Genomic DNA, 21,552 nt, shown 5'->3' on the forward strand with positions numbered 1-21,552 from the left:
CCGGAAGCTAAGCCTTTCAGCGCCGATGGTACTGCAGGGGGGACCCTGTGGGAGAGTAGGACGCCGCCGAACAATCATTGCGGGAAGCCCCGTGCCCTTGTGGCACGGGGCTTTTCTGCGTTTCCGGGCTCTTGCGCACTGTCACATCGGGGTGACCAGGCGGGTGTCGTAGGCCAGGATGACCGCCTGGACGCGGTCCCTTGCGCCGGTCTTCGCGAGAATGCGGGTCACGTGTGTCTTCACGGTGGATTCGGCGAGGTGGAGGCGGGCGGCGATCTCGGTGTTGGACCAGCCCTGCCCGATCACCGTGAGAATCTCGCGTTCCCGTTCCGTCAGGGCGGTGATGCGCGGATCCGAGGTGGGCCGTGCGCCCGGTACGACCGGGAGATGGTGGACGTACGCGTCGAGGAGTCGGCGGGTCAATGTCGGGGCGACCACCGCGTCGCCGGCGGCCACGGCGCGGATGCCGGCGAGGAGTTCCTCGGGGAGGGCGTCCTTCACCAGAAAGCCACTGGCGCCGGCGCGGAGGCCGTCGTACGCGTACTCGTCGAGGTCGAACGTCGTGACGATCAGGATGCGGGTGCGGGCGCCCGACGCGATGATGCGGCGGGTCGCCTCGATGCCGTCCAGACCCGGCATGCGGATGTCCATCAGCACGACGTCCGGGTGGTGGCGGGCGACCAGGTGGACGGCCTCGGTGCCGTTGGCCGCCTCGCCGACCACCGTCATGTCGTCCTGGCTCTCCAGCAGCATGCGGAACCCGAAGCGCTGCATCGGCTGGTCGTCGGCGAGCAGTACCGTCGTCACGGGTGCGATTCCTCCAGGGGAAGGCGGAGTTGTACCTGCCAGCCCTTGTCGTCCGGCAGCGGGCCCGCTTCGAGGGAGCCGTCGTAGAGGGCAGCGCGTTCCCGCATGCCCATGATGCCCTGGGCTGCCAGCGGTGCTTCCTCCGTGTCCCTGGTTCTGCCGACTCCCGTGCCTGTGCCCGTGCCCATGCCGGTATCGGTGATGCGGGCGTCCAGGTGCGTGTGTGAGTAGGTGAGCGCGACCGTCGCGGACGTGGGGCCGGTGGCGTGCTTCAGGGTGTTGGTCAGGGCCTCCTGGATCACCCGGTACACGGTGAGTTGGCGGCCCGGGGTGAGGGAGCGCGGGGTGGGTTCGCCGGTGAGCTCCAGATGGACGGGCAGGCCCGCCCTGCGTACGCGTTCGATCAGGGGGGCCAGTTCGTCGAGTGTCGGCTGAGGGGTGCGTTCGGCGTCGGGGTGGTCGTCGCGCAGGACACCCAGGAGGCGGCGGAGTTCGGACAGGGCCTGCCTGCTGGTCGTGCCGATGGCCTCCAGGGCCTGGCCCGCGCGTTCCGGGTTCTTCCGGGCCGCGTACGCTCCGCCGTCCGCGAGGCCCGTGATGACGGACAGGTTGTGGCCGATGATGTCGTGCATCTCCCGTGCGATACGGGTGCGTTCGGCTGCGGCCGCCAGTCGGACCTGCTGGTCGCGTTCGCGTTCCAGCCGGTGGGCGCGTTCGACCAGGGCCTCGGTGTACTCGCGCCGCGTGCGTACCGCTATTCCCAGCAGGGCGACGAAGACCAGGCCCCAGACGTACGAGACCACTTCCTGACCCCAGGTGGAGGGGATGCGGACGCCGCCCGACAGGACCGGGACGACGAACAGCAGGGCCGCTGCCCCGACCGTACGGAAAGAGGAGCGCAGGACGATCTGGAAGACCGGGATCAGCTGGAGCAGGGAGGCCTGCACCACGGCCCCCGTCCAGACGTTGACGAGGGAGATCGGTGTCATGAGCAGGACTACGGCCAGGGGGTGCGTGCGGCGCCACAGCAGCGGCAGCGAGAACCCGAGGCTCATCAGGAGCACCAGGAACTCTGGGGCCGTCACGTTGTCGTGTGCGGTGGTCCGCCAGCCGCCGGAGGTGTAGTCGAGTACCGCGGCCGCGGTCCAGAACCCCGTCACCGCCGCGTCCCAGACCCGTGGCCGGCGTCGGTCGAAGGCGCGGAGCCGGTCCAGGGCTTCGCGGATGATCCGGGTGAGGGGCGGAACCGTGTCCTCGGTGCCCCGGCCCTGTTCCCGGTCTCCGTCGCGGCCTCGACTCCGTTCCCGGTCCCGGCCCCGGCCCCGATTCTGTTCCCGGTCCGGTATCCGGCCTCGCGGTCGGTTGCTCACCTGGTCGCTCCTCGTGGGTCAGACGTCGCGGCGCTTGAGTGTCAGCGCCGCCGCGGCCAGTGTCACGCCCGCCCACAGGGTGAGGGCGAGCAGGGCGGGGCCGGGGGAGATGGTGCCCGGGATGGGGGTCGCGGAGCCGAGGGCGCCTGCGGCCTGGGTGGGAAAGTACATGATGGCGCGCTCGACGACGTCGTACGGAAGCATTCCGAGGATCTCCGGCAGGATCATGACCCCGCCGATGAACGCGCCGATCGCGCCCGGCACCGAGCGCAGCAGCGCGCCGAGGCCGAGGGCGAGGAGGCCCATCAGGGTGAGCGCACCGGCGTTGCCCACCAGGGCGCGAAGGACGCCCGGGTCGGTGAACGAGGCGGCCTGGTCGGTGTCGTGGAGGAAGGCCTGAGCCGCCGCGAACGTCACCACCGACGTCGTGAGCATGACCGTGAAGACGGTGGCGGCGAAGACCACGGCCTTGGCCCACAGGACGGGGAGCCGGGAGGGTACGGCGGTGAGCGAGGAGCGGATCGTGCCGGTCGCGTACTCGCCGGCGGTCATGAGGATGCCCAGGACGACCAGGAAGATCTGGGCGAGCATGCTCCCGTACAGCGACAGGACGACGGTGTCGATGTCGGAGTCCCCGCCGCCGGAGGTATAGGTCGCGCCCATGGTCAGGCCGACGCCGAGCACCATGACGACCGCCGAGACGACGGTGATCCAGGTGGAGCGCAGGGAGCGGAGCTTGTGCCATTCCGCGTGCAGGATGCGGGGCGGGGTGATGCGGTACGGCGGCGAGGCGGCGGGGTGGGTGGTGGTCATGCTGCTGCTCCCGTGGCTGCTGCTGTCGGCTGGTGCTGCCGTTGCGGGCGGTGGTCGACCGATTCCTGGGTGAGGTCCATGAACGCCTGCTCCAGCGACACGGTCTGCGGCGTGAGTTCGTGCAGGGTGATCCCGTGCGTGGCGGCCAGGCGGCCGATGTGCGCCGCGTCCACTCCGCGGATCCGGAGTTCGTGGGCCTCGGGGGTGGGGCTGGGCGTGGGTGTGTCGGCCGCGGTGATGGTGATGTCCGGGGCTGCGAGCTGGGCTCTCAGGTCTTCCGGCTGCGGGGTGACGACCCTGACGGATGCTCCGCCGGCCGACCGGATGAGTTCGGCCACCGTGGTGTCGGCGAGGAGTCTGCCGCGGCCGATGACGATCAGGTGGTCGGCGGTGAGGGCCATCTCGCTCATCAGGTGGGAGGAGACGAGGACCGTACGGCCTTCGGCGGCGAGGGAGGTCAGGAGCGTACGGACCCACAGGACGCCTTCGGGGTCCAGGCCGTTGACCGGTTCGTCCAGGATGACGGTCGCGGGGTCGCCGAGGAGGGCGGCGGCGATGCCGAGCCGTTGTCCCATGCCGAGGGAGAAGCCCTTCACCCTGCGGTGGGCGGCGTCGGTCAGCCCGGCGATGTCGATGACCTCCTCGACGCGGCGGCGTGGGATGCCGTGGGTGTGGGCCAGGGCCGTCAGGTGGTTGAAGGCGGACCGTCCGGGGTGGACGGACCGGGCCTCCAGCAGGGCGCCGACCTGGGTGAGGGGCGCTGGGTGGGTGGCGTAGGAGCGCCCGTTGACGGTGGAGCGGCCCCGTGTGGGGGCGTCGAGGCCGAGGAGCATGCGCATCGTCGTCGACTTTCCGGCTCCGTTGGGGCCGAGGAAGCCGGTGACCGTGCCGGGGCGGACGGTGAAGTCGAGGTCCCGGACGACGGTTCTGTCGCCGTACCGCTTGGTGAGTCCGTGTGCCGTGATCATGCGGACGACGCTACGGAGCCGGCGGCGGCCGGTCGTCCGACCGGGGGCTGGACGTGGGGACGGGCGTAGTACCGGGGTACGACGGGGCGCCGGTGCGGTGGAGTAATCGGTTGAACGTGGGGCGGGCGGGGACGAGGATCGCGGTATGGACTATGTGACGCGCGTGGTGCGGGCCGACGAATGGCCGCAGGTCAGACAGTTGCGGTTGGACGCTCTGCGGGATCCGGCGGCCCCGGTGGCGTTCCTGGAGTCGTACGAGGACGCTGCGGCGCGGCCGGATGCGTTCTGGCGGCAGCGTGCTGCCGATGCCGCCGAGGACGGGCCCGGCCGTGTCCGCCAGTTCGTCGCGGAGTCTCCCGACGGGGAGTGGGTGGGGTCGGTCACCGTACTCGTCGAGAGCCCGGACGACGAGGTCCGCTTCGGGGAGGCATCGCCGGTGGACCAGGCGCACCTGGTCGGTGTGTTCGTCCGGCCCGAGGAGCGGGGGACCGGCGTGACCGAGGCGTTGTTCCGGGAGGCCGTCGCGTGGGCCTGGTCGCTGTCCGCGCCCCGGATGGAGCGGGTGCGCCTCTACGTGCACGAGAAGAACCCGCGGGCCGCCGCGTTCTACCGGAAGTTCGGCTTCGTCCCGTCCGGCCGGCGGATTCCGGCACCGGGCGACCGGGGCGAGCAGGAGGTGGAGTACGTCCTGGGGCGGGAGGGGTAGGGAGGCCCTGGCCCTCTTGTCCTGCTAGCCGATGCCCGGGGCCGGTGTGTGCAGGGTTTCCCGCCAGCGGGCTCGGCCCTGTTCCCGGGAGCGGAGCAGTACCAGCGCGGGCATGCCTCGGGCTTCGCCGGTCGCCAGCAGTTCCGGTAGTTGGGGGAACGGCGCCACGGCCGCGACGTCGTCCAGGACGAGCGTCATTGGTGGGTCGAGCCGACCGTCGGTTGACCGTGCGGCCATGCGGCGGCCGTGCTCGACCACGTCTGCGGCCAGCGCGGTGAGAAGAGGCATCGCGCCGGGGCGTGAGCGGGGATCCTCGATCGGTTCGCCCACGAGGTAGAGCGTTCCCCCCTCGCGGGCAAAAGATTCCAGCGCGGCCGTATCCGATCGGTTTGCCGTGCAGGCCTCGCGGATGTGCACCGAAGAGAGCGCCGAGAAGGCCCGTACGGTCAACTCCTGTGCCACCTCGCGGCGTTCCGGATAGGCCGTGAGCGCCGACTCCAGGAGCCCGGCGAGTCCGGACGCGGCCTTGGGGTGCGTACGGAGAAGGCGTACCGGTTCGTGGGCGGCGGAGCCCGAGGCCCAGCGGGCGACCTGGCGGAACGGGCGGCCGTCCACCGCCGCGGCGTGCAGCCAGCACTGGAGGAGCGTCTGGGCGGTGTCGGCCACCGCCGCGTCGATCCTGGCCTGCGGGCGGACCGGGGCGAGGAGGGCTGCTGCCCGGGCGGCCGCCGTGTCGGGCAGCTCGCAGCCTGCGGTGGGCGACCAGTGGAGGCGGGCGGGGGTGTCGCAGAGGTGGCCCGGGTCGTGGACGAGGACCGGGCCGAGCTTGGCCCGGGCGTCCTTCGTCTCGGCCCAGACCGTCGGGTCCGACGTGACGACCAGGGCGGGGCCCTCGGCGTCGTGGATCGCCTGGACGACGGTGGGGCGCCGGGCGGGGGCGGGGGCGTAGACGAGGAGGGGGGTGCGGGGGGAGGGGAGGAGCGCCGTGCTCGTTTCGAGGGGAAGCGCCGTGCTCGTTTCGGGGGGAGGGGGCGTCTTCTCGACGGGGGGTGGCGTGGTGGGAGGTGGTTGGGGTGTTGCCTGTGCCTGTGCCTGTGGTGCCTGTGGTGCCTGTGGTGCCTGTGCCTCTGGCTGTGCTTGCTCCTGTGCCGGCCTGTCCGTGGGGAGCCGTGGCTCGTGTGCCTTGAGGGCCCGTTCCTCGCGGCGTCGTTCCCGTACGGCACGGCCACGGGACACGACTCCGAGCGTGAACACCGTGAGGACCAGCAGCACCATCAGTCCGCCGATGAACAGGCCCCAGAACAGGCCGTATCCGGAGAGCTGGGCCGTGGGTGTCTCCGGCCAGGCCGCGGGGAGGTCCTGGGGTGCGGTGGCCAGTTCGCGCAGGGCGAGCGGGGAGCGGGTGAACGTCACGCCGTCCGGCCAGGACCCGTGGGCGAGGAGGCCGGCCAGGCCGGTGGCCGTCCAGGTGACCAGGGTGGCCGCGAGGAAGAGGGCCAGGAGGCCGATCAGCAGGCCGTCCGGGATGCCGCCGCCGCCCTGGGAACGTCCGTCGTAACTGTCGTGATGCGCGGGGTCGTTGCTCCGGCCTCGCGGTGCCTGGCGTGCCATGTCAGGCCACCGTTGACTCTGACGACTCGTTCATCCGTTGCTGGTGCTCGATCCGGGCCGCTCGTTGCTCCGCCTCCAGTTCGGCGGCGCGGATGTCGTCGGGGAGCAGGTCGTGCGGGTCCGGGGCCGAGCCCTCGGTCATGGCGCGGTCGGTGAAGACCAGGGGGCGTTCGGCTTCGGTGATCAGGTGTTTGACGACCTGGACGTTGCCGTTGACGTCCCAGACGGCGATGCCGGGGGTGAGGGTCGGGATGATCTCGACGGCCCAGCGGGGCAGGCCGATGACCCGGCCGGTCGCTCTGGCCTCGTCCGTCTTCTGGGCGTAGATCGTTCGCGTGGAGGCCATCTTGAGGATCGCCGCCGCTTCCTTCGCCGCTGCTCCGTCCACCACGTCGCTGAGGTGGTGGACGACGGCGACGAACGAGAGGCCGAGGCGGCGTCCGAACTTCAGCAGGCGCTGGAAGAGCTGGGCGACGAAGGGCGAGTTGATGATGTGCCACGCCTCCTCGACCAGGAAGATGCGCTTCTTGCGGTCGGGCCTGATCCAGGTGTGCTCCAGCCAGACGCCGACGATCGCCATCAGGATCGGCATCGCGATCGAGTTGCGGTCGATGTGCGAGAGGTCGAAGACGATGAGCGGCGCGTCGAGGTCGATGCCGACGGTGGTCGGGCCGTCGAACATGCCGCGCAGGTCACCGTCGACGAGCCGGTCCAGGACGAGGGCGACGTCCAGGCCCCAGGCCCGTACATCGTCTATGTCGACGTTCATCGCCTCGGCGGACTCGGGCTCGGGGTGGCGGAGCTGCTCCACGATGTCCATCAGGACCGGCTGGCGGTCGGTGATGGTCGCGGTGACGTAGGCGTGGGCGACCTTGAGCGCGAAGCCGGAACGTTCGTCGAGGCCGTGGCCCATTGCGACTTCGATGATCGTACGGAGCAGGGCGAGCTGGCCGGTGGTGGTGATGGAGGGGTCGAGGGGGTTGAGGCGGATGCCGCCGTTGAGGGCTGCGGTCGGGTCCAGGCGGATGGGGGTTATGCCCAGCTCCTGGGCGATGAGGTTCCACTCGCCGACGCCGTCCTCGCCCTGGGCGTCGAGGACGACGACCTGGCGGTCGCGGAAGCGGAGCTGGCGCAGGACGTAGGTCTTCTCCAGCGCCGACTTGCCGTTGCCGGACTCGCCGAGGACCAGCCAGTGGGGGGCGGGGAGCTGTTGCCCGTAAAGCTGGAAGGGGTCGTAGATGTAGCCCTTGCCGCTGTAGACCTCACGGCCGATGATCACGCCGGAGTCGCCGAGGCCGGGGGCCGCGGTGGGGAGGTAGACGGCCTGCGCCTGGCCCGTGGACGTACGGACGGGGAGGCGGGTCGTCTCCACCTTGCCGAAGAGGAAGGAGGTGAAGGCATCCGACAATGCGGACAGGGGGTCTCGCATGGCGTGGCTGCCCTCTCTTCCTGCGGGTTGGGTGGGTTGGACGGGTTGGACGGGTTGGACGGGTCGGGCGGTCGGTTCGGTGTTCTGTGCGGGTGCTCGGGTCAGCGGCGGATGCCGGTGGCGAACGGAAGCGTGTTCACGAAGGCCCGGTGGTGCTCGCGGTCGCACCACTCCAGCTTGAGGTACGACTTGCCGGCCGAGGCGCGGATCGTCCGCTTGTCGCGGGCGAGCGCCTCGGGTGAGCGGGACGACACCGTGATGTACCCCACCAGGTTCACTCCGGCCGCACCGCTGGCGAGATCTTCACCCCGCTGGTCGAGCCGGCCGTGGGCGGCGATGTCGCGGGGGTCGACGGTGCGGTTCATCTTGGCCTGGCGGCTGGCCTCGGCGTCGTCGTTGGTCTTCTCGGTCAGCATGCGTTCGATGGCGACCTCGGTGGGTTCGAGGTCCATGCAGACGGCGACGGTACGGATGACGTCGGGGGTGTGGACGAGGAGCGGGGCGAGGAAGTTGACGCCGACGGGGGTCATCGGCCACTCCTTCACCCAGGCCGTGGCGTGGCACCAGGGGGCGCGGGTGGTGGACTCGCGGGTCTTGGCCTGGAGGAACGTGGGCTCGACCGCGTCCAGTTCGGCGGGCCAGGCGTTGCGTTTGGTCATGGCCTGGATGTGGTCGATGGGGTGGTCGGGGTCGTACATGGAGTGGACGAGGGAGGCGACGCGGCTCTGGCCGAGCGGCTGGCGGACCCGGATGTCGGCCTCGGCGAGGCGGGCGCAGATGTCGGTGAGCTCGCGGGCCATGACGGCGGCGAGGCCGGCGTCGCGGTCGAGCTTGCGGCCGCCGTGGGGGCGGGCGGCGCGGGCCACGGCGTTGGCCTCGGCGGCCAGTTCACGGCTGTAGTGCATGCAGGCGACGAGGTAGGCGCGGTGCTGCTCGCTGGAGGTGGAGACCATGGACTGGAGCTGGTCGTAGGAGTCCTGGAGCCAGGCCGGGGACGCCTTGTCGCCGCGCTGGGCGACGTCCTTGGCGTGGGCGTCGGGGTCGGCGGGCAGGGTGCGGGCGAGCATCTGGAGGCGGGTGACGAAGCCGTCGCCGTTGGCCACGTGCTTGAGGAGGGTGCCGAAGCGGTCGACGAGGGCTTCCTGGTCCTCGCTGTCGCGGAGGCCGACGCCGGGGCCCTCGATCTCGATGGCGGCGGTGACGGTGCGCCGGTCGGCGTGGAGGAGTACGGCGATCTCGTCGGGGCCGAAGGGGGCGGCGAGCCAGCTGATCCGGCCGATGCCGGGGGGCGGGCCGATCTCTACCTCGCGGCCGTCGACGCTGACGCCGGCTTCCATGGCGCCCGAGCGGTAGGCGGTGCCGCGGCGCAGGGAGCGCTTGAAGGTGCGGTTGATCTCGAACCACTTGTAGAAGGTGCGGCCCTTGTACGGGACGTACACGATGGCGAGGGCCAGCATCGGGAAGCCGACGAGGCAGACGATGCGGAGGGAGAGGACGGGGACGAGGAGTCCGCTCATCATGCCGAGGAACGCGCCGGCGATGATCAGGGCGATCTCGCCGGTCTCGCGGTTCTTGCCGACGATCGCGTTCGGCCGGGCACGGCCGATGAGATACGTGCGGCGGGGCGTCATCGTGTGGGACTGGGTCGTCAACGCCCTCCACCTCCTGTGCTCGAGTTACCTGTGGTGCCGAAGCCGCCTCCGCCTCGGGAGGAGCGGCTGCTGTGGGGGGTGGCGGAGGTGGGCGCGGAGCCGCTGCGGGGCGAGGGTGCGGCGGAGGGGACAGATCCGCCGCCGACCCCGCCTCCGCTGCCGCCGGACGGGCGGGAGCTGTGGGCGGCGACGCCGCCGCTGGCCGGGTTGGCGGGGCGGGCGCCGCCTCCGCCGCTGTTCTGGTCGTTGCGGCCGCTGTGGGTCTTGATGCCCTGGGAGACGAGGGCGGCCGGGGAGCTGATGAGGGCGGCGGCCTGGGAGCCGTCGGTGGCCTGCTTGCGGTTGGTGCGGGCGCCCTGGATCTCGTCGCCGAAGCCGGGGACGAAGCGGTAGATCATGGCGGAGGCGAAGATGGCCAGGAGGATGATGGAAAGGCCGGAGACGACGGCGGAGAAGGCGTCGGGTCCGTCGCCGGAGGAGAGTGCGCCGGCGAGGCCGAGGACGATGACGATGACCGGCTTGACCATGATCACCGCGATCATGATGCCGGCCCAGCGGCGGACGTGGCCCCACATGTTCTTGTCGACGAGGCCGGCGTAGACGACGATCCCGAGGAGTGCGCCGACGTAGAGCAGGGCGGCGCGGATGACGAGCTCCAGCCACAGGATGCCGGCGGCGAGGATCGAGACGAGCGAGACGACGATCAGCATGATCGGGCCGCCGCCGATGTCCTCGCCCTTCTTGAGGGCTTCGGCGAACGAGCCGAAGAAGACGTCGGTCTGGCCGCCGGTGGCGGAGGCGATGATCTCGGTGACACCGTCGGTGGCGGAGACGATCGTGTAGAGGATCAGCGGGGTGAAGGCCGAGGCGAGGACGGTGAGCCAGAGGTAGCCGACGGCCTCGGAGATCGCGGTGGTGAGGGGGACGCCGCGGATGGCGCGCTTGGCTACGGCGAGGAGCCAGAGGACGAGCGTGAGGATGGTGGAGGCCGCGAAGATGACGGCGTACTGCTGGAGGAACTTGGGGTTGGTGAAGTCGACGTCGGCCGTGGAGTCGACGGCCTCGCTGAGCTTGCCGACGATCCAGGAGGCGGCGTCGGCGCAGCCTCGGGCCAGGGAGGAGAGGGGGTCGAGGGCGTCGGTGGTGGGGACGTCCTGGGTGCGTGAGCCGGCGCCTTCGCCGCCTTCGCAGTAGTCCTTGGCGGGGCCACGGATCAGGTCGCACGCGTCGTTGCTGTTCGAAGGAGACGGTGTTGGTGTCGGGTCGGCTGCTGCACGGCCGGCGAAGAGAACGACTACCGCTTGAATACTGGCGAAGGCCGTGGCGACCGAAAGCCCGCGAAGGGATCGCTTACCTGGCATACGTGAACCCTCCGAACTGCTGCACAGCGTCGGCCATCTCCTCCGCGGAAGAGGCGGCTTGGTCGCGACCTACGGGTACGGGACCGTCCTCCTGCTGAAAGTCGGAGATCTTCCAGTCCCCATCGACCCATCGCAGCTCGTACGTCGTGGTGTACCAGCTTTCCGAGACAGGGTTCTTGGAGCCTTCGCCGGCCAGGCCGAACAGGGCGGAGTACCAGACAGCCACGCTCGCGGTGTCGCCTGCGTACTTTTCCACCTTGGTACCCACGGGGTTGGCACGAGAGATGAAGGTCAGGCCTTCTGGGGCGCTGCCATCCGGGTTCAGTCCGATGCTTGCCAGGAAGGATTCGTCGGAGTAGACCTTGTCCAGGTCATCTCGTCGTGCGCTTGCTACGTCAGGCGCATATACCGCCTTGGAAATCTCTCGGCGCCGTTCCCGAGAGAACATGCCGTCGGAGACCAACGCAACGGAGTAGTTCGCCGCCGCGCTCTGCGCCCCCTGCTCGTCGTGGGCGAAGCCGGAGGGGATCGTGCCGTTCCTGCCCTCGACGGGCTTGGTGCCGGTGGCCGCGGTGGGGGCGCTTCCCGCGGTGCCGGGGCTCTTGGCGCCCGAGGAGGCCTCGTCGTCGCTGCCGCCGCCCCGGTTGGCGAAGGCGATGGCAGCGACGAGGAGGACGACGATGCCGGTGATCGTCACGAGGGAGCGGGAGTTGCGGACGGGGCGGCGCGCGCCGGGGTTGCCCGGGTCGCCGTCGGGGAGACGGGTACGGGTCTGGCGGGTGCCGCCGAGCGTGCTGTACGGGTCGTCCGCGCGGCCCCCCTGGTCCTTGCCGCGGTAGTCGTGCTCGTCACCGGGACTCATGCCGCGTTCGCTCCCTCGGTCGTGTGCGGATCCGCGCAGGACGACGGTAGCTGTGCTGGTTGCCGCTTGAACGCGGTGTGGTGACTCGACATCAGGGAAACGCAACCTCAGCCGGTGGGCACGACGGGCGGATGGTGGGGAGCGGGCTGGGACGGCCCGGCGGGAACTGGCCGACGGTGGGTCAGACGGCCATTCCGTACACGATGGTGAACAGGGTTCCCAGGGAGCCGATGATGAAGACCCCTGTCAGCCCTGCCACGATCAGGCCCTTGCCCTGCTCCGCGCTGAACGTGTCGCGCAGTGCCGTCGCTCCGATGCGCTGCTTCGCAGCACCCCAGATCGCGATGCCGAGGCAGAGCAGGATGGCGATGGCCATCACCACCTCGATCATGATGCGCGCCTCGTTGCCCAGCGTCCCGAACGGCCCCCAGTCCGGAGCGATTCCGCCGATGATGGTGGTGATGTCGCCCTTCTCTGCTGCCAGGATCATGTAAGTCACCGCCCCTGTTGGGTAGTTCGCTGCCCGTGCCGTCCGGCATGGGTCGCCTTCTATCTTCGCTGATGAAACCGCGCTCGCACGACGCCTTCCCGGGTCTCTTTACCCGGAATCTCGCACGCTTGACCGGGGCGGCCACCCTGACCTGCGGCTCGTCCACTCCTCGTGCATATGACTGGTCACTCTGTGTATCACGGGCTGTGACCAGGAGCAACGACGGTGGCCATGGGTTCTGACACGGTTGCGGCGTTCACGGGTCACGGCGTGTTCGTATGCGCCGTTCGAGAGCCGCGTGTGCGCCGGTAGTAGGAGACGGTGACGGCCCCGAGGAGCGGTCCCCAGAGGACGAGCGGCTGGTAGATGACACCGACCAGCAGACGGCCGGCGGGGGTCATGTCCGGATGGGGGTACGTCCACCACAGCGGCATGGCCGCCCAGAGCGCCGTCAGCGCGAGGGCCCCGGCGGCGGCCGGTACGACGGCGGCCGGCGGGCGAACGGGGCGGCCACCGATGACCGGTATCCAGCGGGGCACCGTCTCGCCCCACGGCCGTACCAGGCCGAGGGAGAGCAGGGCGAGCAGCTCGCAGGCGACGCTCAGCGTCAGCATCCACAGCTTGGAGCCCGGGGTGTCGAACGGTACGAAACCGGCCGCGGTGTACCCGGACGGGAACCCGCACACCATCGCCAGCCGCCACAGCCCGGTCGGCAGCGCGAGCAGCGTGATCAGCTGCGCGGCGCGAATCGCCCACCGGGGCGGGGGGAGAGGCGGGGCGGGGGCGGTTGAGGTTGAGGCTGACGTGGGGGCGGCGGGCTGTTCCCTTCGGGCTCGCATGCGTTCCATCGTGGTTCGTGGGCCGTGGCGGGGCGTCAGCTTCTGCTCCCAAGTCCTCGGTTCTGCGGTACGAGGCCCACGGCGCGGACGTCCGCCGTGCGGCGGAGAGGGCCTCGGCTCCCGGGGCCGTGCGAGCGACCGCCGTCGTGCGCCGGGTGTGCGCCCACGTATGCCTCCCCCTTCGTTCGGGTGAACCGGGCGGGCTCAACGGGATCGGTGCCTCCGCTTCGCCCGGCCGGGAATCGCGGGACCGGGGTGTGTCCGGGGTGTGCAGGGGGCTGCGGCCCCGCGTGTTGACGTACGGCATGTCGCGTACGGCGGATTTGGCACAGTGCCGCTCCACGATCAGGAGAACGGGGTGAGCGGTGTGGGCGGAGTGACGGTGGTCGGTCAGCCGAACGGCGGCCGGGAGTGGCTGGGGTCGCCGGCCGGGCCGACGGGGGTTGGCGGACCGGCAGGGGCTGCCGTCCCGGCGGGAGAGGCGGGAGGGGCAGGGGGAGGGGATCTCCGGCACAGCCGTGGCCCGTGGTTGCGGGCCGCCGCCGGTGCCGACCAACTGGTGACGCTCCTCGGCCCGGTCAAGGGCGAACTGGAAGTGGCGCACCAGGGCTTGACCGCCGGGGCCGGAGCGCTGTCCGCGCTGGCGGAACTGGGTACCGTGCGGGCCTCGTGGGAGCGCCGGATCGAGGAGGCCCGTAAGGAGTGCGGGAGCCTCGGCGGGAAGATGCGCGCGGTCGTCCAGGGCCAGACGCGGGCCAACGAGGCGGTGAAGAGCGGCTTCGACGGGGTGAAGACGCCGAGCGTCGGTGGCGCGCGGTGAGCGGGCGGAGCGGTGGGGCGGGGTCCGCCCTGACCTGGTCGGCGTTACGTGAGGTGAAGTGCGCCGAACTGGAGCAGGCGGCGGACGGGTGGGGGCGGGTCAGCAACCGGGCGGACGCGGTCCGGGACCGTATCGAGGGAGAGCTGCTGCCGGGCCTGCGCGATACGCAGAAGGGGGAGGCGCCGGACGCGGCCGTGAGGGGGTTGCGGAGGCTGGGGACGAACTTCCAGTACATCTACACCGAGTGCGGGCTGCTGCGGACCACGCTGAACAGCCTGGCCCATGAGATCAAGACCCAGCAGCGGGTGTTGCAGGGGGCGCTGGACGATGCGGCGGCGCTGAGGTTCACGGTGCAGGCGGACGGTTCGGTGACGTATCCGGCGGCGGGCGAGGGCCTGGTCGACGGCAAGCCGCTGGCGGGCGGGACGGCGTCGGGGGTGCCGAACCCGGGCATGGTCCCGCCTTCGGGGCTCGTCGCGCCCAACCCGAACGCGGGCAAGGCCCAGGACATCGCGGACCGGGTGGCGCAGGCGGTGCGGGCGGCGGCCGATGCGGACTGGCGGTACACCAGGATCCTGCGATCGCTGAAGGCGCACGAGGGGCTGGGCGTGCCGGTGGCGACGTGGACGGACGCGGCGGCCGATGCGGCGGCGGTACGGGATGCTGCGCGCGGCTACCTGAAGGACGCGATCCCGCACGATGCGAGTCCGGCGGAGCGGAAGGCGTGGTGGGCGGGGCTGACGGACGAACAGCGCGAGGAGTACCTCGCGGTGTACCCGGATCAGATCGGCAACCTGGACGGGATTCCGGCCCTGGTGCGGGACGCGGCGAACCGGGACAACCTTCAGCTGTTGATGGGGAAGCTGGAGGGGCGGGACGACGCTGATTCGGCGACGAAACTTGCGGCGCTGCGGGAGATCGATCGGCAGCTGCGGCTGGTGCCGGAGGTGGGGGACCCGCCGATGTACCTGCTCGGGATCGGGGATCAGGGGAACGGTCGGGCGATCGTGTCGTACGGGAATCCGGATACGTCGCGGAATGTGGCGGCTTATGTGCCGGGGTTGAATACGTCGTTGGACGAGGAGTTTGCTGAGGGGGATTTGAAGCGGGCGCGTGACACAGCTGCAGCAGCACGGGAAATTGATCATTCGAGTGCCGTGATTACCTGGCTGGGATATGACGCACCGCAGAGTCCGGATGGTTGGAACAGTTTGGCTGTTGCCGGCACTGCGCGAGCGGAGGCTGGTGGTCGTGCCTTCAACGGCTTCATGGCGGGGTTGGTGGCGTCGAACGATCACGCTGGTCCGAACCTGACGGCCATCGGACATTCCTATGGGTCGCGAACAGTCGGAGCGGCGACGCAGCAGGAGGGAGGAATCCCCGGTGTGACGGACATTGTCCTGGTCGGCAGTCCTGGCGTGGGTGTGGATCGGGCCGAGGACCTGGGAGTGGGAAGGGACCACGTGTACGTGGGGGCAGCAGAGAACGACGTGGTCACCAAACTTCCAGCGAGCGAGCACGCGGTGATTTCGGGAATGGGGCGAGCTCTAGGCCCTGTTGGTTCTCTGGTGGACCTGGCGAACGGAGGTGACGCCGACCTGTGGTTCGGCACGGATCCGGCTAGCGAAGAGTTCGGCGGGCGGCGCTTCGGTGCGGATGATGGGCCTCCGTTGATTGCCCCCGGGCGCGTCACTATCGACGCGCATTCGCAATACTTCGACCCGGAATTGGATTCCACATCTGCTGGCAGTATTGCGTTGATTGCCGCCGGGCGTGGACATGAAGTTAAGCAGGAGCAGTCGCGCTGATGCTGCCTCTGCGAACATTGGCACTGGCCCTCGCTGCCGGAATGATGTCGATGGGGTGTGCCAAGCAAGAGGAGAGCCGATTGGACATGCAGGCTGCCGCGGTTCGCTCAGATGCGATTCTTGACGCGGTGCTCCAGGGAATCCACCCGGAGGTGCGTTGGGCTCACGGTTTCACCTCAACGGGGATGTGTGAGGTGACGCGTAGGCGAGTTGTCATGACCAACATCTCCGCAGAGCGGCGAGGGAGCTTTCTGGGTGTGGTCGATCGGTTTTGGCGCAAGAGTGGATACGAAATGACCGCAGTGAACAACAGTGTCGAGTTTCCCGCCATCTATGCGCGCACTATCGACGGGTATCGGCTGAGCCTGCGCATTGGCGGCAAAGGGCAAGCCTTCTTTCAGGTGGACACTCCATGTGTTCATAAGTCCGAGGTGGCCCGTTCCACCAGCCCCGCCACCGCGTTCCTCGACCCCGGCGCGGAACTCATCCCCCGCCCCAACATCCACTCCGACTTCTGGTCGGCAAGCGGGTCGTGATCGGGCCAGTGTGGCTCAACTCCACTGTCAAGCAAAGGCTTTGAGCCCTGTATTGGGTCCTGGGGCCCATGTCGTGCCCCCTGCCCGTGTGGTCGCATACGCGGAGTGACCGACCTGTCGCCCGTTCCGCCCACTCACGAGGTAGGGGACTGCTCTTGTCCGGCATACGAAGAAGCGTGGTCCCTGTTGGCGTCGATGTAAGCGCTGCCGTAGCGGAGTCCGGCGGGCGGTTGATGCCCCGGCCGTTGCAGGCGGCCCTGATTCTGCTTCACGTTCTCTTCGTGGCCACCCTGGTGGGCGCCGTCCGGGCTCTGTCGTCCGCCTCCTCGGTGGACGCGGTCGACGGGTACCTCCTCGGGCTGCTGCTCTACGCGTCGTTACCCGGGTTCGCCGTCTTCGTGTTGTCGCTGTACGTCCGTCACGGCGGGGTTCGCGTCCGGTACGGGCTCCTCGCCGTGCTGGCCTGGATCGTCCTCGGTGCCCTCGCCGAGCTCAGCGGCGGGGCCCAGGGCCTTGGCCTCGCGCGGCTGGCCCTGCCCGTGGCCGTCATCGTGCTGCTGTGCCGGCCGGAGAGCCGTCGGTGGTTCCGCAGCGGCCTGGAGCAACGGGCCGAGCAACGGCTGTTCAGCTTCGCCCGGATGATGAAGCTCCGCCGCGACGGCGGGCAGACCGCGCTGGAGTACCTCGGCCTCGTCCTGGTCGTCGTCGCTCTCGTCGGCGGGCTCATGGCCACCGGGACCGGGCAGCAGCTCACCGCGGAGATCCGCAGCGCGGTCTGTGAACTGACCGGCAGTTCGTGTCCGGCGCCGGTCCGCGACGTCGTGGCCGGTGGTGGAAGCAGCGACGGGGGTGCCGACGGCAGCGGCGGCGGGGCCCATGACAGCCGCCCGGGTTCCGGCGCCGACGGCACTGGTGGAGCGGGCGAGTCCAGCCTTACCGGTGGTACCGGCAGCACCGGTACCAGGGGTGAGAACGGCGACACCAGCACCAGCGGCACCACCACCGGAACCACCGGCACCGCTGGCGACACCAGCACCAGCGGCACCACCACCGGAACCACCGGAACCTCCACCGGCAGCGCTGGCGACACCGGCACCCCCGGCGACAGCGCCGGCACCCCCGGTACCACCGGAGCCCCAGGCTCCCCCAACACCCCCCAAAACACCCCCCAAAACAGCGACACCTTCCCCCAGAGCGACTTCATCGTGCCGGTCAACGCGGGTAGACCCGCAGGTCCCCGCGGCGGCGGGTTCCTCGGCGGGTTTCTCGGGGACGGGCTGGGGGGTGATGTCCGCGGGGTCGTCGATGCCGTTCTGCGGCCGGGGGAGACCAGGCGGGGCATCGTCGAGCAGTGGGCGCGTGACACCCGCGGCGCGGAGGAGAAGTGGGCGCGGGGTGACTACATCGGTGCGGCCTGGGACTGGAACAAGGCCGTCGGTGGTGCCGGCGCCGGGCTGGCGATGCCCGGGTCCGGGGCGCGGGTCGACGCCGAGGTGCGGGACGCCGAGCGCGCGCACCTCGGCGAGCGGATCCCGCAGAACGCCACGCCCGCCCAGCGCAAGGCCTGGTGGGACGGGCTCTCGCCGGAGGAGCGGGAGCGGTACATCGAGCTCGTCCCGGAGCGGATCGGCAACCTCGACGGCATCCCCGTCCTCGCCCGGGACGCCGCCAACCGACGCAACCTCCCGGCGCTCATCGACAAGCTGGAGGGGGTCGACACCGACAAGGCCCGCGACCAGCTGGCCGGGCTGCGCGAGATCGAGCGGCAGTTGAACGAGAACGGGAAGCCGCCCATGTATCTCATCGGGGTCGGGGACGAGGGGAACGGGCGGGCGATCGTGTCGTTCGGGAATCCGGACGTGTCGCAGCATGTGTCCGCCTACGTGCCGGGGCTCAACACCTCCCTCGACGAGGAGTTCGCCAAGAACGATCTCGGGCGGGCCCGCGACACCGCGATCGGGGCGCAGGGGTACGACGATTCCACGGCGTCCATCGTCTGGCTCGGGTACGACGCCCCGCAGCTGCCGGACAAGGACGGGGTGGCCGGCTACTTCGCCGTCATGGGCACCGGGCGCGCCGAGAAGGGCGGGGCCGCCTACCGCGACTTCATGGGCGGGATCTCCGTCACCAACCAGAACAAGGACCCGCATCTGACCGCCATCGGGCACTCCTACGGGTCCCGGACCGTGGGCGCGGCCGCCGCCCGGCCCGGGGGGATTCCCGGGGTCGACGACATCATCCTCGTCGGCAGCCCGGGGGTCGGCGTCGATCACGCCGTGGACCTCGGCGTCGGCAGCGAGCACGTCTTCGTGGGGGCCGCCGCCAACGACCCGGTGACCAAGCTGCCCTCGAAGACCCAGGTCGTGGTGGGCGGGCTCGGGCTGGCCCTGGGCGGGCCCGGAGGCGCGTACGTCGCCGGCGATCTCGCCGATCCGGGTGACGACGACCTCTGGTTCGGGAAGGATCCCGCGAGCAAGGCGTTCGGGGCGCGGCGCTTCCCGGTGGCCGACGGGCCGCCCCTCGTCAGCGGGAGCGGCATCAGCCTGGACTCGCACTCGAACTACTTCAGCCCGGAACGCGACGCCGTGTCCGCGGACAGCATCGCCCTGATCGTGTCGGGCAACGCCGACCGGCTCAAGATGGAGGAACCGAAGTGAGGCGAGCGAAGCGGGCCCTGCCCCCTGTCGCGGTGGTCCTGGTCCTGGCCCTCGGGGTTCCGCTGGCCGGGTGCGGGAGCGAGAGTGGTTCGCGGGGGGAGAATGCCACGAGTGCCGGGAAGGAGAGCGGGGCGACGATGGACATGCAGGAGGCCGCCGAGCAGTCCGACGCCATGCTCGATGCCGTCCTGGAGGGTATCGATCCCGATGTGCAGTGGGCCCATGGGCCCACCACCACCCGGGCCTGCGGGGTGACCCGTCGGCGTACGGTCATGACCGTCGTCTCCCCCGAGCGCCGGCAGACCTTCCTGGACCGGGCGGAGAACTTCTGGCTGAAGAACGGTTACCGGATCAAGGCCGTCAACAAGGACGAGAAGTTCCCCGCGGTCTACGCGGTCACCCGGAGCGGATTCGGTGTCAGCGTCTCCTTCCGGGGGAAGGGGCAGGCCTTCCTGGAGGCCGACAGCCCCTGCGTGAAGGAGTCGAAGGTCGCCGCCCCCACCGCCGAGCCGAACGGTCCCGCCTACGAGGACGTCTATCCGTTGCCCCGGCCCAACGTGCGGTCCGACTTCTGGTCGGGCAAGGGCGGGTGAGAGTTCGTCAGCTCTGTTGCTCGTGAGCCGTCGGCGCCCCCGTGTGCTTCGGGTGCGCCGGTGGTGTGCCGCGGATGACTCGTACACACCGTCGAAAACACCTCTGAAGCGCGTCCCGATGAGGGATGGTTGAGGGGTGCGGAAATTCTGGGTGTTCGGTGGCATCGGCGTCGGCATGGTCATGTGCTTCCTGGCGCTGCTCGTCGTCGGTACGTACTCCGCCGCCGCCGGGCTCGCCGGGCCGGGGGGCGGCGGTGCCGTCGCCCTGGCCAAGGGGGCCGTGCCCGCGCGCTTCCAGCCGCTCGTGCAGAAATGGGGCAACCTCTGTCCCGCCATCAACCCCGCCCTGCTGGCCGCGCAGTTGTACCAGGAGAGCGGCTGGAACCCGAGGGCGCAGAGCCACGCCGCCGCGCAGGGCATCGCCCAGTTCATCCCCGGCACCTGGGCCACGCACGGGATCGACGGCAACGGCGACGGCAAGCGGGACGTGTGGGACCCCGCCGACGCGATCCCCTCGGCCGCTTCGTACGACTGCGAGCTCGCCGGGTACGTGAAGAAGGTGCCGGGCGATCCGACGAGCAACATGCTCGCCGCGTACAACGCCGGTGCCTACGCCGTCATCAAGTACGGCGGTGTGCCGCCCTACAAAGAGACGCAGAACTACGTCAAGATCATTCGTTCCCTGGAGAAGAGCTTCGCCCGGCCCGTCGGCCGGGTCGCGCCCTCCCGGCAGGCCGCCGGGGCCATCTACTTCGCCCAGAAGAAGCTCGGCACACCGTATTTGTGGGGCGGCAACGGGACGCCCGAGCAGCAGGGGCGGTTCGACTGTTCCGGGCTGACCCAGGCCGCGTACCGGACTGTCGGGATCGAGCTGCCGCGCGTTGCCAACGACCAGTACAACGCGGGGCCGCATCCCTCGCGGGACGAGCTGCTCCCGGGGGATCTGGTGTTCTTCTCCGACGACCTCACCAATTCGCGGGCCATCCGGCATGTCGGGTTGTACGTCGGGGGCGGCTATATGATCAATGCGCCGTTCACCGGGGCGGTCATCCGGTTCGACAAGATCGATACGCCGGACTACTTCGGTGCGACCCGGGTCACCAAGGACGGTGCCGCCGCCCTTCCGACCGACCTGCCCACGGGGTGACGTACGTCTCGCGCGGGCTTCCGGAGCGGCGAAGGGTGCTGACGGGCAGTCGGCCCTGGCGGGAACTCTCCGTGAAGCCTGGGCCCTGAGCTGCGACGACGAGTCACTCTTCGATAACGTCATAGTGATCATTCGGTGGAGAACGGAACGCACGCGACGCCCGGGCCGTTCCCTGGACAGGGAACGGGAACGCCAAGCGCACTGACCATGCGTCGCAGTGAAGCTGTGCGGTGCAGTGCGGTATCGGATCGCACCGGATACGGGGGTTCGACCAGGGCGGCGCGCAAGGACGCGCGTCGCGGCAGAGAAGCAGACAAGGCAAGGGGCCGCAGCAGATGGCTGGACTCGAACTCGACGGGTCGAACCCGGACGTCAGTCTGCTCTACGACATCAACGGCCTCGCGAAGGCCGCTCCGACCTGGTTCGACCGGGTCATGGAGTACGTCGGCGAGTACGGGATCATGTTCGGCCTCGTCCTGGTGGGCCTGTGGTGCTGGTGGAGCATGCGGGGGCGCGGGACGGCCGAGGACGCCGTGACGGCCGCCGCCGCCATCGTCTGGGCGCCGCTCGCCGCAGCCATCGCCATCCTCATCAACGTCCCGATCCGCGGCTTCGTCGAACGGCCACGCCCCTTCAACGACCACGACGGCCTTGAGGTCCTGATCCACGGCAAGACGGACTTCTCGTTCGTCAGCGACCACTCCACCCTGGCCATGGGCATCGCCGTCGGCATCTTCGTGGCGAACCGGAAGTTCGGCTTCTGGGCGATCGGCCTCGCGCTCTTCGCCGGTTTCAGCCGGATCTACATGGGCGTCCACTACCCGACCGACGTGATCGGCGGCTTCGCCCTCGGTACGGCCGTCACCCTGCTGCTGGCCCCGCTCGCGATGGCGCTGCTGACCCCGCTGATGGCGGCGGTCGCCCGCTCGCCGCGCGTCGGCTGGTTCGTCCGGTCGAAGAGCGCGGCCGTCGCGTACGCGGACGAGCGCGGCGAGGCGGTCGGCATCCCCGAGCCGCGGCCCGGTTCCCGTCGGGGCGACCCGGGCGAGGAGGATCTGGCCGCCTGACGGTCCCGGGGCCCTC

The 21,552-nt window shown here is 70.1% G+C and carries 19 protein-coding genes and 1 rRNA gene; 9 read left to right on the plus strand and 11 right to left on the minus strand.

The genetic code is table 11. The annotated features are described in order from the left end of the window. Positions 1-72: ribosomal RNA gene (gene rrf, locus IE140_RS36765) — 5S ribosomal RNA — on the plus strand; the annotation flags it as partial. Positions 73-141: 69 nt separating this feature from the next. On the opposite strand, the gene IE140_RS33525 is transcribed toward rrf, so the two are convergent. From IE140_RS33525 to IE140_RS33540, 4 genes are read right to left on the minus strand one after another with little or no spacing between them, the layout of a single operon-like run. Continuing rightward, positions 142-807 (minus strand): response regulator, encoded by a 666-nt coding sequence (locus IE140_RS33525; protein ID WP_032766228.1) that lies wholly within the window; start codon positions 805-807, stop codon positions 142-144. Continuing rightward, complete coding sequence (locus IE140_RS33530) at positions 804-2,177, minus strand: sensor histidine kinase (RefSeq protein WP_150198659.1); 1,374 nt, start codon at positions 2,175-2,177, stop codon at positions 804-806. The genes IE140_RS33525 and IE140_RS33530 overlap by 4 nt, the downstream gene beginning before the upstream one ends. Before the next feature lie 18 nt (positions 2,178-2,195). Continuing rightward, positions 2,196-2,990: an ABC transporter permease gene (locus IE140_RS33535; protein ID WP_189460983.1), complete on the minus strand. Its 795-nt coding sequence runs from the start codon at positions 2,988-2,990 to the stop codon at positions 2,196-2,198. Further along, on the minus strand, positions 2,987-3,958 hold the full coding sequence (locus IE140_RS33540) for an ABC transporter ATP-binding protein (protein WP_150198690.1): 972 nt from the start codon (positions 3,956-3,958) through the stop codon (positions 2,987-2,989). Before IE140_RS33540 ends, IE140_RS33535 begins: the two co-directional genes overlap by 4 nt. Positions 3,959-4,103: 145 nt before the next feature. Between IE140_RS33540 and IE140_RS33545 the strand changes: the two genes are divergently transcribed. Continuing rightward, the gene (locus IE140_RS33545; protein ID WP_150198692.1) at positions 4,104-4,664 is read left to right on the plus strand and encodes a GNAT family N-acetyltransferase; all 561 of its coding nucleotides are present in this window, start codon (positions 4,104-4,106) and stop codon (positions 4,662-4,664) included. 24 nt (positions 4,665-4,688) lie between these two features. Here the strand turns inward: IE140_RS33545 and IE140_RS33550 are convergent, their stop codons facing one another. From IE140_RS33550 to IE140_RS33580, 7 genes are all read right to left on the minus strand, one after another. After that, on the minus strand, positions 4,689-6,275 hold the full coding sequence (locus IE140_RS33550) for a type IV secretory system conjugative DNA transfer family protein (RefSeq protein ID WP_189460985.1): 1,587 nt from the start codon (positions 6,273-6,275) through the stop codon (positions 4,689-4,691). A gap of 1 nt (position 6,276) precedes the next feature. Further along, positions 6,277-7,704: an ATP-binding protein gene (locus tag IE140_RS33555; protein ID WP_006125754.1), complete on the minus strand. Its 1,428-nt coding sequence runs from the start codon at positions 7,702-7,704 to the stop codon at positions 6,277-6,279. Between the two features lie 101 nt (positions 7,705-7,805). Further along, positions 7,806-9,356, minus strand: coding sequence for an SCO6880 family protein (locus tag IE140_RS33560; protein WP_093445239.1), 1,551 nt, complete (start codon positions 9,354-9,356; stop codon positions 7,806-7,808). Continuing rightward, positions 9,353-10,717 carry a hypothetical protein gene (locus IE140_RS33565; protein WP_189460987.1) on the minus strand — a complete coding sequence of 455 codons (1,365 nt, stop codon included), beginning with the start codon at positions 10,715-10,717 and terminating at the stop codon, positions 9,353-9,355. The genes IE140_RS33560 and IE140_RS33565 overlap by 4 nt, the downstream gene beginning before the upstream one ends. Then, the gene (locus tag IE140_RS33570; RefSeq protein WP_150198599.1) at positions 10,707-11,579 is read right to left on the minus strand and encodes a DUF8175 domain-containg protein; all 873 of its coding nucleotides are present in this window, start codon (positions 11,577-11,579) and stop codon (positions 10,707-10,709) included. The genes IE140_RS33565 and IE140_RS33570 overlap by 11 nt, the downstream gene beginning before the upstream one ends. A gap of 181 nt (positions 11,580-11,760) precedes the next feature. Further along, entirely contained in the window at positions 11,761-12,069 is a 309-nt protein-coding gene (locus IE140_RS33575; protein ID WP_003968086.1) for a DUF8827 family protein, read from the minus strand. A gap of 263 nt (positions 12,070-12,332) precedes the next feature. Beyond that, positions 12,333-12,908 (minus strand): hypothetical protein, encoded by a 576-nt coding sequence (locus IE140_RS33580; protein WP_229827015.1) that lies wholly within the window; start codon positions 12,906-12,908, stop codon positions 12,333-12,335. Between the two features lie 529 nt (positions 12,909-13,437). On the opposite strand from IE140_RS33580, the gene IE140_RS36300 reads away from it, so the two are divergent. From IE140_RS36300 to IE140_RS33615, 7 genes are all read left to right on the plus strand, one after another. Beyond that, positions 13,438-13,728, plus strand: a complete 291-nt coding sequence (locus IE140_RS36300; protein ID WP_229827017.1) for a hypothetical protein — start codon at positions 13,438-13,440, stop codon at positions 13,726-13,728. Next, a complete protein-coding gene (locus IE140_RS33590) occupies positions 13,725-15,536 on the plus strand; it encodes an alpha/beta hydrolase (protein WP_189460993.1) in 1,812 nt (603 codons plus the stop codon). The genes IE140_RS36300 and IE140_RS33590 overlap by 4 nt, the downstream gene beginning before the upstream one ends. A gap of 41 nt (positions 15,537-15,577) precedes the next feature. Next, on the plus strand, positions 15,578-16,072 hold the full coding sequence (locus tag IE140_RS33595) for a hypothetical protein (protein ID WP_373296215.1): 495 nt from the start codon (positions 15,578-15,580) through the stop codon (positions 16,070-16,072). 233 nt (positions 16,073-16,305) lie between these two features. Next, positions 16,306-18,729: an alpha/beta hydrolase gene (locus IE140_RS33600; protein ID WP_189460995.1), complete on the plus strand. Its 2,424-nt coding sequence runs from the start codon at positions 16,306-16,308 to the stop codon at positions 18,727-18,729. After that, positions 18,726-19,322, plus strand: coding sequence for a hypothetical protein (locus tag IE140_RS33605; protein ID WP_150198460.1), 597 nt, complete (start codon positions 18,726-18,728; stop codon positions 19,320-19,322). Before IE140_RS33600 ends, IE140_RS33605 begins: the two co-directional genes overlap by 4 nt. A gap of 151 nt (positions 19,323-19,473) precedes the next feature. Beyond that, the gene (locus tag IE140_RS33610) at positions 19,474-20,469 is read left to right on the plus strand and encodes a C40 family peptidase (RefSeq protein WP_150198464.1); all 996 of its coding nucleotides are present in this window, start codon (positions 19,474-19,476) and stop codon (positions 20,467-20,469) included. A gap of 335 nt (positions 20,470-20,804) precedes the next feature. Then, positions 20,805-21,536, plus strand: a complete 732-nt coding sequence (locus IE140_RS33615) for a phosphatase PAP2 family protein (protein WP_093445247.1) — start codon at positions 20,805-20,807, stop codon at positions 21,534-21,536. Positions 21,537-21,552 lie beyond the last annotated feature (16 nt).

The sequence above is a fragment of the Streptomyces parvus genome, from assembly GCF_014648875.1.
Lineage (GTDB): Bacteria > Actinomycetota > Actinomycetes > Streptomycetales > Streptomycetaceae > Streptomyces > Streptomyces parvus.

What these genes read in the sequence shown, in the direction of transcription:
- IE140_RS33535 (WP_189460983.1), bottom strand. Translation starts at nt 2,990, where the DNA reads ATGACCACCACCCACCCCGCCGCCTCGCCGCCGTACCGCATCACCCCG.
- IE140_RS33540 (WP_150198690.1), bottom strand. Translation starts at nt 3,958, where the DNA reads ATGATCACGGCACACGGACTCACCAAGCGGTACGGCGACAGAACCGTC.
- IE140_RS33545 (WP_150198692.1), top strand. Translation starts at nt 4,104, where the DNA reads ATGGACTATGTGACGCGCGTGGTGCGGGCCGACGAATGGCCGCAGGTC.
- IE140_RS33550 (WP_189460985.1), bottom strand. Translation starts at nt 6,275, where the DNA reads ATGGCACGCCAGGCACCGCGAGGCCGGAGCAACGACCCCGCGCATCAC.
- IE140_RS33555 (WP_006125754.1), bottom strand. Translation starts at nt 7,704, where the DNA reads ATGCGAGACCCCCTGTCCGCATTGTCGGATGCCTTCACCTCCTTCCTC.
- IE140_RS33565 (WP_189460987.1), bottom strand. Translation starts at nt 10,717, where the DNA reads ATGCCAGGTAAGCGATCCCTTCGCGGGCTTTCGGTCGCCACGGCCTTC.
- IE140_RS33570 (WP_150198599.1), bottom strand. Translation starts at nt 11,579, where the DNA reads ATGAGTCCCGGTGACGAGCACGACTACCGCGGCAAGGACCAGGGGGGC.
- IE140_RS33575 (WP_003968086.1), bottom strand. Translation starts at nt 12,069, where the DNA reads ATGATCCTGGCAGCAGAGAAGGGCGACATCACCACCATCATCGGCGGA.
- IE140_RS33580 (WP_229827015.1), bottom strand. Translation starts at nt 12,908, where the DNA reads ATGCGAGCCCGAAGGGAACAGCCCGCCGCCCCCACGTCAGCCTCAACC.
- IE140_RS33595 (WP_373296215.1), top strand. Translation starts at nt 15,578, where the DNA reads ATGATGTCGATGGGGTGTGCCAAGCAAGAGGAGAGCCGATTGGACATG.
- IE140_RS33600 (WP_189460995.1), top strand. Translation starts at nt 16,306, where the DNA reads ATGCCCCGGCCGTTGCAGGCGGCCCTGATTCTGCTTCACGTTCTCTTC.
- IE140_RS33615 (WP_093445247.1), top strand. Translation starts at nt 20,805, where the DNA reads ATGGCTGGACTCGAACTCGACGGGTCGAACCCGGACGTCAGTCTGCTC.